This is a genomic window from Stenotrophomonas sp. CFBP8980 (assembly GCF_034046095.1).
Taxonomy (GTDB): domain Bacteria; phylum Pseudomonadota; class Gammaproteobacteria; order Xanthomonadales; family Xanthomonadaceae; genus Stenotrophomonas; species Stenotrophomonas lacuserhaii.
In genome coordinates, this window is the sequence record NZ_JAXCXF010000005.1 from 190825 (window position 1) to 204249 (window position 13425).

General features: G+C 68.4%; 10 protein-coding genes and 1 pseudogene. 2 read left to right on the forward strand and 9 right to left on the reverse strand.

Annotated features, from left to right (window positions below; translation table 11 throughout):
• Window positions 1–74: 74 nt before the first annotated feature.
• Complete coding sequence (locus SOM47_RS12595; RefSeq protein WP_320505777.1) at window positions 75–1352, forward strand: glycosyltransferase; 1278 nt, start codon at window positions 75–77, stop codon at window positions 1350–1352.
• On the opposite strand, the gene SOM47_RS12600 is transcribed toward SOM47_RS12595, so the two are convergent.
• The 3 genes from SOM47_RS12600 to SOM47_RS12610 all read right to left on the reverse strand — a co-directional run bounded on the left by SOM47_RS12600 (window position 1286) and on the right by SOM47_RS12610 (window position 4398).
• On the reverse strand, window positions 1286–2161 hold the full coding sequence (locus SOM47_RS12600; RefSeq protein ID WP_042613884.1) for an HNH endonuclease family protein: 876 nt from the start codon (window positions 2159–2161) through the stop codon (window positions 1286–1288). The two genes, SOM47_RS12595 and SOM47_RS12600, sit on opposite strands and share 67 nt — an antisense overlap.
• Window positions 2158–3414, reverse strand: a complete 1257-nt coding sequence (locus SOM47_RS12605) for an AAA family ATPase (protein ID WP_320505778.1) — start codon at window positions 3412–3414, stop codon at window positions 2158–2160. The genes SOM47_RS12600 and SOM47_RS12605 overlap by 4 nt, the downstream gene beginning before the upstream one ends.
• A gap of 87 nt (window positions 3415–3501) precedes the next feature.
• On the reverse strand, window positions 3502–4398 hold the full coding sequence (locus SOM47_RS12610) for a LysR family transcriptional regulator (RefSeq protein ID WP_320505779.1): 897 nt from the start codon (window positions 4396–4398) through the stop codon (window positions 3502–3504).
• 128 nt (window positions 4399–4526) lie between these two features.
• Between SOM47_RS12610 and SOM47_RS12615 the strand changes: the two genes are divergently transcribed.
• Window positions 4527–4928 (forward strand): RidA family protein, encoded by a 402-nt coding sequence (locus SOM47_RS12615; RefSeq protein ID WP_320505780.1) that lies wholly within the window; start codon window positions 4527–4529, stop codon window positions 4926–4928.
• An 85-nt stretch (window positions 4929–5013) separates the two neighbouring features.
• Here the strand turns inward: SOM47_RS12615 and SOM47_RS12620 are convergent, their stop codons facing one another.
• The 6 genes and pseudogenes from SOM47_RS12620 to SOM47_RS12645 form a co-directional block, all read right to left on the reverse strand.
• Window positions 5014–8220, reverse strand: coding sequence for an efflux RND transporter permease subunit (locus SOM47_RS12620; protein WP_414715801.1), 3207 nt, complete (start codon window positions 8218–8220; stop codon window positions 5014–5016).
• Window positions 8210–8998, reverse strand: a pseudogene (locus SOM47_RS12625) (efflux RND transporter periplasmic adaptor subunit); the annotation flags it as partial. The pseudogene SOM47_RS12625 and the gene SOM47_RS12620, both read right to left, overlap by 11 nt.
• 173 nt (window positions 8999–9171) lie before the next feature.
• Window positions 9172–10443, reverse strand: coding sequence for a TolC family protein (locus SOM47_RS12630; protein WP_320505781.1), 1272 nt, complete (start codon window positions 10441–10443; stop codon window positions 9172–9174).
• 59 nt (window positions 10444–10502) lie between these two features.
• The gene (locus SOM47_RS12635; protein ID WP_320505782.1) at window positions 10503–10883 is read right to left on the reverse strand and encodes a hypothetical protein; all 381 of its coding nucleotides are present in this window, start codon (window positions 10881–10883) and stop codon (window positions 10503–10505) included.
• A 55-nt stretch (window positions 10884–10938) separates the two neighbouring features.
• On the reverse strand, window positions 10939–11541 hold the full coding sequence (locus SOM47_RS12640) for a hypothetical protein (protein WP_320505783.1): 603 nt from the start codon (window positions 11539–11541) through the stop codon (window positions 10939–10941).
• 63 nt (window positions 11542–11604) lie between these two features.
• Window positions 11605–13380, reverse strand: coding sequence for a DUF885 domain-containing protein (locus SOM47_RS12645; RefSeq protein WP_414715802.1), 1776 nt, complete (start codon window positions 13378–13380; stop codon window positions 11605–11607).
• Window positions 13381–13425: the final 45 nt, after the last annotated feature.

Sequence of the window (13425 nt, forward strand, 5' to 3'; positions counted from 1 at the left end):
GGAAACCTGCAAGCCTGCCCGGCAGCGGGCGCCGGTTTACGGAGCCCTCGCCCGGTCCCTGCTACACAGGGCACATGAGACTCCTCGCGCTGACCTACGGCACCGAAGGCGACACCCGCCCACTGACCCTGCTCTGCCGCGGGCTGATCGACGCCGGGCACCAGGTGCTGCTGCTCGCCGACGGCGGCACGCTGGGCAGCGCGCGGGACCTGGATGTCCCCCATGCCGCCCTGCAGGGCGACATCCACGAAGAGGTGGTGGCGCTGCTGTCGCGCGGCAACAGCCCACGGGCCGCCAGCAGCGGACTGGCCCGGATGGCGCGCCGCCACGTGGCCGACTGGATGCGCCAGGCCGACCACGCCGCGGCAGGCTGCGATGCGGTGCTGGCCGGTGGCCTGGCCGCCTTCGTCGGCATGAGCGTGGCCGAACGCCACCGCATTCCTGTGATCGGTACCGGGATGATCCCGATCACCCCGACCCGCGCCTTCCCCTCGCCGTTCCTGCCGCCCGGCTGGACGCCGGCTCCCCTGAACCGGCTCAGCCACCGGCTGGTGACCCGATTGATCTGGCAACAGTTCCGCGGGCCGATCAACCAGGCCCGCCGCGCCGTGCTGGGCCTGCCGCCGGCCACCACGCCGTGGATCGATGCGCCGATGCTGTACGGGGTGTCGCCGAGCCTGGTCGCCACGCCCGCGGACTGGCCGGCCGACCATCGAGTGTGTGGCCAGTGGCGACTGCCCGACAGCACCGACTGGTCGCCGGCGCCCGCCCTGCAGGGGTTCCTGGATGCCGGCCCACCACCGGTCTACGTGGGCTTCGGCAGCATGACCGGCTTCGACCGCGACGCGGTGCTGTCGGCCCTGCTGCGCATGCTGGAAGGACGCCGCGTGCTGTTGTCGCCCGGATGGTCCGGCACGCCGGCATTGGCCCTTCCCGGCAACGTACATGTGGTGGGGGCGGTGCCGCATGAAGCCTTGTTCCCGCTTACCTCGCTGGTCATCCACCATGGCGGCAGCGGTACCACGCACTCGGCCTGCCGCGCCGGCGTGCCCTCGATGGTGATGCCGTTCGCGGCCGATCAGTTCTTCTGGGCCGACCGCCTGCATCGGCTCGGCGTGGCGCCGCGGCCCCTTTCGCCCCGGCGGCTGGACAGCCGGCGACTGTCGGCCGCACTGGCCATCGCCGAGCATCCGGACGTGCATGCGCGCGCGACGGCACTGGGTCGGCGGATGGCGACGGAAGACGGTGTGGCCACCGGTGTGGCGGCGGTGGCGCAGCTGCTCTCTCAGCCGACGGCCAGCTGCAGTGCCATGCCGCCGAGCACGTCCGCGCGTTCCCGATCAGACCCATGAAGCACGATGAAGTCGCGCGCACAGGCGGCGAACTCGGCCTGATCGGACTGCGCCTGCGCGATCGACTGCTGCTGCAGCTGCCGCAGGTCATCCGGCACTCCCGGCAACTGCAGGGCGCGCAACGCAAGCCAGAGCGCCCCCAGCAAGCGCGCGCGCCGGCTGGTGAGGTCCTGGTGGTTGAGCTGGAAGAATTCGATCGTCACCCGCGCACGTTCGTGGTCGCGGCCGCGCTTGCGGCGCGGCACGGCCAGCACGCCGTCAAAGCGGATGATCCGTGCCGGATCGGTGTCCAGGGTGCCGAGCGGATAGACCAGCAGCGGATCTTCGCTCCGTGCCGACTGCGGCGTGGACGCGCGCGTGCGGCGCCTGCCCCGCACCGGGAAGTAGTCCGCTTTCAACGTCGAATTGCAGCGGGTGCAGGCGATGACATAGTTCAGGGGATGGTAGGCAAGCAGGTAATAGCCGCGCGTGCTGGGCCTGCCGACCGGGCACGGCGGAATGAAGCCGACGGCCCCCCTGCCGGTGGCGGGCGGCCACGCCCCCACTTTCGATTTGGGCCGGAAGTGCTCGACTTCGTGGACCTTGCTGGCCAGCGCGCGGCCAGCGAGACGGCTCTCGCAGTAGGCGCATTTTTCATGCTGGAGTTCGATGTAGACCTGCTTGATGTCGCCCCAGAATTCCCTGCCTTCCAGGTAGTGACCCTGGCCTCGGTATTCGGCGGTGCGCTGCCGCGCCTTTTCCAGCCAGCGGCCATCGTGGGCAGCGATGAGGGCAACCAGTTCGGCTTCGGTCACCGGGATGCGGATCATGCCAGGCCCTCCCCGCAGGCAAGCAACTGCAGATACGCTGCTGCCGCAGCGGGATCGCCCCGCTCGCTGGCCAACCGCAATCTGTCCAGCGCCTCACCCACCTCCGCGGGTCGGGTGGTGGCCAATCCGAAGTACGGGCTGAGCAGCACCTGGTCGGCACTTTGGCCGTGTATCCGTTCGGGCAGGCGGCGGCACTGGGTGCCCTCGCTGCCCGCGTGTTCGAGCACCAGCAGGTTCGACGGCTGCAGCGCGCCCACCACCAGCGGACTGTGGGTGGTCACGATGAACTGCAGGTTCGGCAGCGCCTGCGACAGGGTGGACAGCAGCACGCGCTGCCATGCCGGATGCAGGTGCAGGTCGATCTCATCGACCAGCACAACGCCCTGATTGTCCACCAGCCTGCGCCCAGACGGTGCGCCCATGCACAGCTGATGTAGCAGGTCGCCGATCCAGCCCACATACGCCTGGTAGCCGTCGGACAAGCCTTCGAACGGAAGCAGGATACCCTCCATATCGAACCGGGTAGCCTCACCGGGGGGGGCCGCCGCCAGACGGCATCCCGCCGGTAGCAGGCGATCCATCAGGGTGACCACCTGCCGGTAGCGGCCCGGGTTCTGCAGCGCGAACGCAGGCAACCAGGCAGCCAGCGGCAACAGGCCGCGGTTGTCGAACAGGCTGGCCACGCGCTGCCGTCGCTGTGTCGCCAGCGGCATCGATGCTGTGCTCGTCCCTGCCTGCGCGTGATCGACCCAACGCGAGGCGCCGTAAGCCACCAGGAAGAACGCACTGGGTTCGCGCACCTGCTGGATCAGGCGCAGCTCACGTGCCAGTACGTGATCCTGCGGGCGATGCCAGTCGATCAGGTCGAGCTCGCCGACACGCTCGATCCGCGCCTGCATCGGCAACATGCGTGGAGGCTGCCCGGCGCACCGCAGCAGGTCCTGGCCGTGCAGCCGCAGGTCGATATCGATCAAGGCGAAGTCGGCAGCCATCCGGTCCCTGCCTGCGCCGGCGCGTGGTGCCCTGCGTACCCAGGCGGTGCCCTCCAGGGTGGGATCGCGCTCGATCACCGGCGCCAGTACACCCAACGCAATGGCACGCAGCACGGTGGATTTGCCCGTACCGTTGCCGCCGAGCAGCACATGGATGTTGGAAAGTGCGCCGGGCACGCCAGGATCGTCGGCCGCCGCGAAGTCGATCCGTGCGTCGCTGAAGGCACGCAGGTGCTGGATGCGGATGGCGTCTACATGCAAGGTGGCAACCCCTTCGACGCCGGCCGCGCGCCTCGTACCCAGCGTAGGTGCGGCGCGCTGGCGGCCGCCAGAGGCAACCGGGTCAGTTCAGGACTGCATCAGCGCGGTCACCCAGTCGATGAACACCCGCAGGCGCTGGTTCACGTGCCGGTTCGGTGGAAACATCAGGTGCATCGGCATCGACTCGATCTGCCAGTCCTCGAACAGGCGCACCAGTTCGCCGCGCGCAGCAGGCGCGGCGGCCATGTAGTCCGGCACGCAGACAATGCCGAGCCCGGCCAGGCCAGCGGCGAGATAGGCGTCGCCATCGTCGACGGCGATCACGTGGCGTCCCTGCAGGTCGATCTGCTCTGCGCCACGCTGCATCACGAAGCGGCGCGTGCGGCCGGTACGCGGTCGCAGGAAACCAACCGTGAGCTGATGCGGCCCTTCCAGTTCGTCTGGATGGGCGGGCCTGCCATGGCGCTGCAGGTAACCAGGCGATGCATGAATGCCGAAGCCGAGGTCACCGATATGACGCGCCACCAGCGACTGTTCGACCGGCGCACCGCCGCGGATGACGCAGTCCACGCTGTCCCCGATGAGGTCGACCTCGCGATCGCTGACGCCGATCTGCAGCTCGATGTCCGGATAGCGCGCATGGAAGTCGGGCAGCGCCGGCACCAGCAGCAGGCGTGCGAACGGGCTGGGCACGTCGATGCGCAGGCGGCCACGCGGGGCGGCGATGGCAGTGGAAAGGCTGGCTTCGGTGTCTTCCAGTTCGGCCAGCAGGCGCACCACGCGCGGATAGTAGACCTCCCCTTCCGCGGTCAGGTTGACCTGTCGGGTGGTGCGGTTGAGCAGGCGCACGCGCAGGTGCGCTTCCAGCTGCTGCACCCGTTCGGTCACCCCGGTCCGGCCCAGCTGCAGGGTCTGCGCCGCGCGGGTGAAGCTGCCGGTCTCCACCACCCGCACGAACGCGCGCATTGCGTCGAAGCGGTCCATGCCGGGCCCCTATTTGTTGGATATGCCGAACAATCTAGGCGCTCTGGGTCGGTTTATCCAGCAGACCAGCCGGTCCAGTATGAATCTCGTGCTGCGGCAGCCTGCCGGGCCCCTGACGGAGCAATCCCATGAACCGTGACGTCGTGTTTCCCGCTGGCCGCCAGGCCCTGTATGAGCGCAACCGCTACTCCCCGGCGGTGCGCGCCAACGGCTTCCTGTTCGTATCCGGCCAGGTCGGCAGTCGTGAAGACGGCTCGCCCGAGCCCGAACTGGATGCGCAGGTCCGCCGCGCCTTCGACAACCTCAACGCAGTGCTGGACGCAGCCGGCTGCAGCTTCGATGACGTGGTCGACGTGACGGTGTTCATCGTCGACCCGGAGAAGAACTTCGAGAAGGCCTGGGCGATCGTGCCGGAGTACTGGGGGGAGGCGCCCCACCCCACCCTGACCGGCATCGGCGTGACCTGGCTGTATGGATTCCAGTTCGAGATCAAGGTGATCGCCAAGCTGCCGGCGCAGGTGGGTGGGTGACGACCGTTGGTCGTCACGCCCTTCCAGCGGCCATGGGAAAGCAGAAGCGGTGACGACCAACGGTCGTCACCCACCAGAGCGGTCGTCAGTGTTCGCGGCGGTGCAGCCAGCGGTACAGCACCGGCAACAGCAGCAGGGTCAACAGCGTGGACGACACGATGCCGCCGATCACCACCGTTGCCAGCGGCCGCTGCACTTCCGAACCCGCACCGACATTGAACGCCATCGGCACGAAGCCCAGCGAGGCTACCAGCGCGGTCATCAGCACCGGCCGCAGCCGGCCGAGCGCACCGTCGCGCACCGCGTCCGGCAGCGCCAGTCCCTGCCCGCGCAGTTGGCGGATGAAGCTGATCATCACCAGCCCGTTGAGCACCGCAACGCCGGACAGCGCGATGAAACCCACTCCGGCGGAGATCGACAGCGGCATGCCGCGCAGCGCCAGCGCCAGCACGCCACCGGTCAATGCCAGCGGCACGCCACTGAACACCACCAGCGCGTCCCGACTGGAGCCGAAGGCCCAGAACAGCAGCGCGAAGATCAGCACCAGGGTGACCGGCACCACCACCGCCAGCCGCTCGCTGGCTGAAATCAGCTGTTCGAAGCTGCCGCCGTAGTCGATCCAGTAACCGGCGGGGACCTCCACCTGCGTGCCCACCGCTGACTGCAGGTCAGCGACGAAACCGCCGAGGTCACGGTCACGCACGTTGGCGGTGACCACGATGCGCCGCTTGCCGTTTTCACGGTTCACCTGGTTCGGCCCTTCGCTGGTTTCAATGCGGGCCAGTTCGCGCAGCGGCACCGTGCGCGGGCCGCCACTGGCCGCGCTGTCGCCACGGCTCAGCTCATCGGCGTCGCCACTGGCAAGCGCCGGTTCCAGCGACACCGGCAGGTCCGCCAACGCCGCCGGGTCCTGGCGCAGGGCTTCGGGCAGGCGCACCACGATGTCGAAGCGGCGATCGCCTTCGAACAGCTGCCCCGCCACCGTGCCGCCGACGGCGGTGGCCACGGTCGACTGCACCTGCCCCGGATTGAGCCCGTAGCCGGCCAATGCCTGGCGATCAGGCCGCACCGTCAGCAGCGGCAGGCCGCTGGTTTCCTCCAGTCGCACATCGGCGGCGCCGGGCACGGCGGAAACCACCTGTTCCACCTGCCGGCCGATCTGCGCCAGGGTATCCAGGTCATCGCCGTACACCACCACCGCCACATCCGCACGCACACCGGAGATCAGTTCGTTCATGCGCATCTGGATCGGCTGGGTGAACTCGTAGTTGTTGCCCGGCAGCTGCTCCACCGCCGCTTCCAGCTCGTCCAGCACCACGCCGCGCGGCTTGCGCGGATCGGGCCAGTCGCGCCGATCCTTCATCATCACGAAGGTGTCGGCCACCGATGGCGGCATCGGATCAGACGCCACTTCCGGCGTGCCGATCTTGGAGAACACCTTGGCTACCTCGGGGAACTGCAGCAGGCGCGTTTCAATCTGCGTCTGCATCCGTACCGACTGGCCCAGGCTGGTTCCCGGAATGCGCATGGCGTGCATCGCCACGTCACCCTCGTCCAGGCTGGGAACGAACTCGCTGCCGAGGCGGCTGGCCAGCACGCCGCAGCCCACCACCAGCACCAGCGCGGCGGCCACTGCCCAGCGCCCACGCCGCAGCACGAAGCCCAGCAGCGGCTGGTAGCGCCGGCGCAGCCAGGCCATCACCCGGTTTTCCTTCTCCTGCACCCGTCCACCCAGGAACAGCGCGATGGCGGCCGGCACGAAGGTCAGGCACAGCAGCATCGCGCCGGTCAGCGCCAGCACCACGGTGATTGCCATCGGGTGGAACATCTTTCCTTCCACCCCGGTCAACGCGAAGATCGGCAGGTAGACCGCAGTGATGATGCCCAGGCCGAACAGGCTCGGACGGATCACTTCGGCGGTCGCGCTGGCGGTTTCGGCGAAGCGTTCGGCGGCACTCATGTCGCGGCCCAGCGCATGCTGGCGCTCACCGAAGCGGCGCAGGCAGTTCTCGATGATGATCACCGCGCCATCGACGATCAGGCCGAAATCCAGCGCGCCCAGGCTCATCAGGTTGGCCGACACCCCACCGCGTGCCATGCCGGTCAAGGTGAACAGCATCGCCAGTGGGATCACCGCCGCGGTGATCAGCGCGGCACGCACGTTGCCCAGCAGCAGGAACAGGACCACGACCACCAGCAGCGCGCCCTCCAGCAGGTTCCTGGCCACGGTGGTGATGGTGCGGTCCACCAGCGCGGTGCGGTCGTAGCTGGCGGTGGCGGTGACCCCTTCCGGCAGGCTGCGCTGTGCCTGCGCCAGTTTCGCGGCAGCAGCCTGGGCCACCTCGCGGCTGTTGGCGCCGACCAGCATCACCACCGTGCCCATCACCACCTCATGACCGTCCTGGGTGGCCGCGCCGCTGCGCAGCTCCGCCCCTTCGGCCACCTCGGCCACATCGTGCACGTGGATCGGCACCCCTTCGCGGCGGTCCAGCACGATGTTGCCGATCTCTTCCAGGTTGGCCACCTGGCCGGGTATGCGCACCAGGAACTGCTGCCCGTTGCGCTCGATGTAGCCGGCGCCCACGTTCTGGTTGTTGGCTTCCACCGCGGCCGCCACATCCTCGAGTGTGAAGCCCAGCGCGCGCAGCCGTGCCGGGTCCGGCGTGATATGGACCTGGCGCTGGAAGCCGCCGATGGTATTGACCTCGGTGACCCCGGGCACGTTGCGCAGCTGCGGGCGGATCACCCAGTCCTGCAGCGTGCGCAGGTCGGTGGCGGTGTAGGCCGTGCCATCGGGCTTGCGCGCTCCGGGCGCGGCGTCGACGGTGTACATGAAGATCTCGCCCAGGCCGGTGGCGATCGGCCCGAGCTGCGGATCCAGGCCGTCAGGCAGCTGCGAGCGGACCTGCTGCAGACGTTCGGCCACCTGCTGGCGGGCGAAGTACAGGTCCGTGCCGTCTTCGAACACCACCGTCACTTGTGACAACCCATAGCGCGACAGCGAACGGACCTGCTCCAGTGCCGGCAGCCCGGCCATCACGGTTTCCACCGCATAAGTAATCCGTTGTTCGCTCTCCAGCGGCGAGTAACCGGGTGCCGCGGTATTGATCTGCACCTGCACGTTGGTGATGTCCGGCGTGGCATCGATGGGCAGCCGGCCGAAGCTCCACGCACCCACCAGCACCAGCACCACGGTCAGCGCCATCATCAGCCAGCGCTGGGCAATGGCGCCGCTGATCAGACGTTCCAGCACGCCAGGCGTGGCGCGTCCGGCCATCGTTTCAGTGCTCATGCGCTGCCCCCGCCTTGCCGATGTCCGCCTTCACCGTATAGCTCTGCTCCACCACCACCTGTTCGCCCGCCCGCAGCCCGCCGATGACCGCAACCTGGCGTGCGTCGCGTGCACCCAGCTGGACCTCGCGTGCCTGATAAGCGTCGCCGTCGCGGACGAAGACCACGTCCTTGCCCTCCAGGGTCTGCAGCGCGCTCAGCGGTACCGCCAGCGGCGCCGGCGTACTGGCGACGACGATCCGTGCGCGCACCGCCGCACCGGGTCGCCACAGGCCATCGGCGTTGTCGATGGTGGCCCGGGCAACGGTGCTCTGGCTGGCGGTGGCGGTGCCCGGCAGCACGCGTTCGAGGGTTACGGTCTGCGCGACGCCATCGGTCATGCGGGTGATGGTGACCGGCACCCCTGCAGTGATGTGCTGGGTATCGGCACCGAAGATATGCAGGTCCACCCACAGCTGCGACAGGTCACCGATGTCGAACAATACCTGGCCTTCGGCTGCGACTGCGCCCAGTTGCACCTGCCGCGACAACACCACGCCGGAGATCGGCGCGGCGATGCTGTAGAGAGTCAGGCTGAGGTTGCTCTCGATGCTGGCCAGCGGCTGGCCGGCGCGCACCCGGTCACCGACATTGGCGCGCAGTGCACGCACCGGTCCGGGGAAGCGCGCCGTCACCTGTGCGCTGCGGCCATCGACAGGCGCCAGCAGGCCCTGCACTTCGTGCTCGTCGGCGATGGTGCCCGGGCCTGCGGCTGCGCTGACGATGCCGGCGGCGCGGGCTTGTGCGTCGCTGATACGGGTGCTGTCGGCGGGCGCTTCATCATCGTGCGATTCACCTTCTGCGTGCGCGTGTGCGTCTTCGGCGGAGTCCTCGGCCTTGCCAACGCAGCCCGCCAGCAGGGCAGACAGCAACAGGATCGCGAGCGTGCGGCGCGTGGCCACGATGATGGGGGTCATGGTGCAGCTCCTTGGGTTGCATTGGCGACCAGTGGCTGTCCGGTCAGCCGCTGGATCTCGATCAGGGCACTCTGCGCGGACACCGCTGCATCCAGCTGGCGCTGCCGCGCTTGGATGCGCATCGCCTGCAGCTGGGCCCATTCCAGGTAACTGATGGCGCCGGCGCGCCACGCGGTTTCGGCAGCCTTCTCCGCACGGCGCAGCTGCGGCAGGACATCACGGTCCATGCGGGTCACCTCCAGACGCGCGTTTTCGTAGCGCCCATGCGCTTCGGCCAAGGTGGCATGCAACTGCAGGGCGCGCGCCTGCCGCTCCACGGCACTCATCTGCAGTTCGCTGCGTGCCGCGCGGATGTCCGCATCGGCGCGCCGCACACTGCCAAGTGGCACGCTGAAGCCCGCCACCAGCGAGGAATCGCGGCTGGCGCGGTCATTGCGCAGCCCGAACTGCCAGGACACATCGCTGCGCTGTTGGCTGCGGGCCAGTTGCACCTGCGCTTCGCGCACGCGCTGCTCACCGGCGATCATCGCCAGCTCCGGGGTCCGCTCGAGCAGATCGGCCAGCCCGGCGAAGTCCTGCAAGGCGGGCAAGCGCAGGGGATCACCACTGGCTACATCGAAATCCACGCTGCGCGCGTTCCACAGCGCCGCCAGCGAAAGGCGCGCAGTGCTGCCTTCCTGCAGGGCACGATCTAGATCCAGCTCGGCCTGGGCCATCGCCGCCTGCGCGGTCATCAGGGTCGAGGACGGTGATGCGCCAGCGCTGAGCCGCCGGCGCGCTGCGTCGACCGCGCGACGGCGCTGCTCGATGTCATCCAGCGCGATGCGCTGACGGCCACTGGCGACGGTGATCGCAAGGTAGCGACGGGCCACTTCGGCCATCATGTCCAGCCGGATGATCTCGCGCTGTGGTGCCAGGGCGTCGATGTTGGCCTGGGCCAGGGCGCGGCGGGCATCCAGCTTGCCGCCACGTTCCAGGACACCGGCCAGCGACACGGTGGTTTCCAGCGCGTCGATGCCGCGGCTGTTGCCGCTGCCAAGCGCGTTCTCGATGTCCACCCCGAACACCAGCGGCGGTGCCAGCCCGGCGGCGTCGTAGCGGGCGCGGGCGGCCTGCTGCTGCAGGGGCAGCAGTCGCAGGTCGGGGTGGGTGCGCGAAACACGTTCGATGGCAGCATCGAGCGTCAACGGGACGGCGGGCGATGTCACCTGTGCGCCTGCGCACGGTGCCATCGCCAGGGCCGCAAGCGCGGCCAGGCGTTTCCACATGGGATTTCTCCAGCAATCTCAGGACAGGATCGGGTCGTCCGCTGCGTGCGGACCGCGGATCAGGCCTGGATCGGGGGACGCAGCGGGCTGTCCTGTGGCGCGGGACGCCAGGTCGCGTCATGCGGAGCGTGGCGCACGCCGGTCGGTGCAGTGATCAGTTCCCAGCCTGCGTATGCAAAGGGCAGCACGCCGCCCTGGCCATGACAGTGGCCGCAATGCACGAGTGCATGCAGCAGGCGTGCGCCGGTATCGTCATCATCGTGGCCGGTCTCCATTCCGGCATCGCCATGCGGCGCGGCGGGATGATCGGCATGGGACAACTCATGCAGGTCACCCAGCGCCGACGCCAACGCGCCACCGGCCGTGCCAAGCGCCACCACCACCAGCATCAGCAGGCGGATCAGGAACAGCGGGCGTCGGCGGACAGTACGGATCATCATCGTCAGGGTAGCGGCCGCACGAGGCGTTACACAATCGCAGCGCAGGCGACCGGTGCTAGAGGGGGGTCTCCAGATCGTGCAGGGAAGCGCCAGTGACTTCGTGCATGCCGGGCGGCAAGGCAGCTTTCAGCGCGTCCAGTGTCGCGAAATGCCTGCCGCGTACGCCGTTCCAGCCGCTGTTCGCGGTATCGGCGACGTCCAGATGCCAGCCACTGGCCGAATGCTCCAGCGCGGTGCGCACCAGCTGCGGTGTCCGCTGCGAGCGATGCACCAGCATGAAGGCGCCCTGCTCCGCATGCCGTATGGCGTAGCGGCCGGGCCGCTCGAACTCCGTACACAACACCCGATAGGCTACGTGGGCCGTCGCCTTGCAGGCATCGATGTTGAACACGTAATCGGGCTTGTTGAGATAACCGCGATGCCGGCTGTAATCGTCCTTGATGACGGCGCGTTCCGCAGCCGCCAGCACGTGGGCGATGCCTGGCGGTGCATGCTCGCCGTAGCACGGCATGCCCACCATCCAGATGATGCCGGAGGCATCCGGCGCGTTGGCCATCGCGCGGGGCACGCTCGATGGGCGCGGAGGCAGCGTTGGCGGCACGTCGCGGTTCGCGGTTGCAACCGGCGTGGCGGGACTGTCTTGCAGGGAGGGGAGCATGCGGCAGGCCTGTCTGTTGGACCAGACAAGCCTGCCCTGCTGCAGAAAATCCGCTACCAGCAATCAGCCTTTGCGGCGCTCTGCGATGAAGGCCTGGATCTGCTGTTCCAGCACCGGCAGCGGCACCGATCCCTGCTGCAGTACGGCGTCGTGGAACGCCTTGATGTCGAATGAGTCGCCCAGTTCCTTCTCCGCCTGCGCGCGCAGCCGCACGATGGCGATCTCGCCGAGCTTGTAACTGAGTGCCTGGCCCGGCCAGGAGATGTAGCGATCCACTTCGGTGGTGACTTCGTGTTCGCTCAACGCGGTGTGGTCGCGCAGATAGGCCAGTGCCTGCTCGCGGCTCCAGCCCTTGCTGTGCAAGCCGGTATCGATCACCAGCCGCGCCGCACGCCACATTTCGTAGGTCAGCCGGCCGAAGTCTTCGTACGGGGTCTCGTAGATGCCCATCTCCACGCCAAGCTTTTCGCAGTACAGGCCCCAGCCTTCGCCGTAGGCGGAGATGTAGCTGTTGCGACGGAACTCCGGCAGCTCGCCCTGCTCGGCCGCCAGCGCGCCCTGCAGCGCATGGCCCGGATCGGACTCGTGCAGGGTCAACGCGGGCAGGTTGTACAGCGGTCGCGCCGGCAGGTTGTAGGTGTTGAGCCAATAGGTGCCCATGCCACCGCGGCCGGCGGTCCAGAACGGGGCGATGTCCGGCGGCACCGGCACGATGGTGAAGCGTGCGCGCGGCAGCGTCATGTATTTACCGATCACTCCGTCCACCCGCTTGGAGATCCACGCCGCGCGATGCAGCAGTTCATCGGGTGTCCTGGCGTAGAACTGCGGATCGGTACGCAGGAAGGTCAGGAACTCGCCGAAGCTGCCCTTGAAACCGACCTGCTTGATGATGGCGTTCATCTCGGCCTGGATGCGTGCCACCTCGGCCAGGCCGATCGTGTGGATCTCATCCGGGCCCAGGTCCAGGGTGGTGTATTCGTGGATCTGCTGTTTGTAGAACGCCTTGCCGTCCGGCATCGCTTCGGCGGCCAGCGTGGTGCGCGCCTGTGGCACGTACTCCTGCAGGAAGAAGCGGCGCAGCTGCTGGAACGCTGGGATGACCTTGCCGGCGATCGCCTCGCGCGCCTGCGCCTGCAGCTGGGCCTGCTCGGCGGCGGGGATGCTGGCAGGCAGTTTCTTGAACGGCGCGTACAACGGTGACCGGGTCGGGTCGGTGAGGTCGGCGACGTTGGAGATCGCCACTTCGCGGCCATCCAGCACGGCGCGCGGCACGCTGAAACCACGCGCCAGGCCGGCACGCATGTTGTCGGTCTGCTGGGTGAAATAACGCGGCACGTCGTTGAGGCGCGCGATGTAGTTGCGATGGTCCTGCGCGGTCTTCATTTCGCGACGGGCCATGAAGGACAGGTTCGACCAGAACGAGGAATCCGAATTGAACGGCATCTCGTAGGTGCGCAGGCGCACGTCCTCGGCCAGGTTGAACACCTGGTCGCGGTAGATCGCCAGGTTGACCTGGTTCACCGCTGACAGGGCCTTGGCATCCAGCCCATCCAGTTGCTTGAGCACGCCGTCCCAGACCGCAAGCCGCGCCTGCTGTGCGGCCGGGCCTACATCGGGCATGCGCGCGGCGCTCTCCGGGGCGTCGCCGTCTTCGCTGGCTTCACCTCCACCGGCCTGGCGCCACGCCCATTCCTTTTCATAGATCGCGCGGAACGCGGCGTCGGCGGCACTTTCATTGGCAACGCTGGCCGGCGCCGCCGTGGCGACCGGCGGGGCCGCGTGGGCGAGCAAGGGAGCGGACAGGGCGAGCAGCAGGGCAACGGCAAGGCGGGTTTTCACGAGCGCAGGATTCCCGGGGAGGCAGGCCTTCGATGATGGCACCGA

Excerpts from the sequence above, each read along its gene's own strand:
- SOM47_RS12595 (WP_320505777.1), top strand. The coding sequence starts at position 75 with ATGAGACTCCTCGCGCTGACCTACGGCACCGAAGGCGACACCCGCCCA.
- SOM47_RS12600 (WP_042613884.1), bottom strand. The coding sequence starts at position 2,161 with ATGATCCGCATCCCGGTGACCGAAGCCGAACTGGTTGCCCTCATCGCT.
- SOM47_RS12610 (WP_320505779.1), bottom strand. The coding sequence starts at position 4,398 with ATGGACCGCTTCGACGCAATGCGCGCGTTCGTGCGGGTGGTGGAGACC.
- SOM47_RS12615 (WP_320505780.1), top strand. The coding sequence starts at position 4,527 with ATGAACCGTGACGTCGTGTTTCCCGCTGGCCGCCAGGCCCTGTATGAG.
- SOM47_RS12620 (WP_414715801.1), bottom strand. The coding sequence starts at position 8,220 with ATGAGCACTGAAACGATGGCCGGACGCGCCACGCCTGGCGTGCTGGAA.
- SOM47_RS12630 (WP_320505781.1), bottom strand. The coding sequence starts at position 10,443 with ATGTGGAAACGCCTGGCCGCGCTTGCGGCCCTGGCGATGGCACCGTGC.
- SOM47_RS12635 (WP_320505782.1), bottom strand. The coding sequence starts at position 10,883 with ATGATGATCCGTACTGTCCGCCGACGCCCGCTGTTCCTGATCCGCCTG.
- SOM47_RS12640 (WP_320505783.1), bottom strand. The coding sequence starts at position 11,541 with ATGCTCCCCTCCCTGCAAGACAGTCCCGCCACGCCGGTTGCAACCGCG.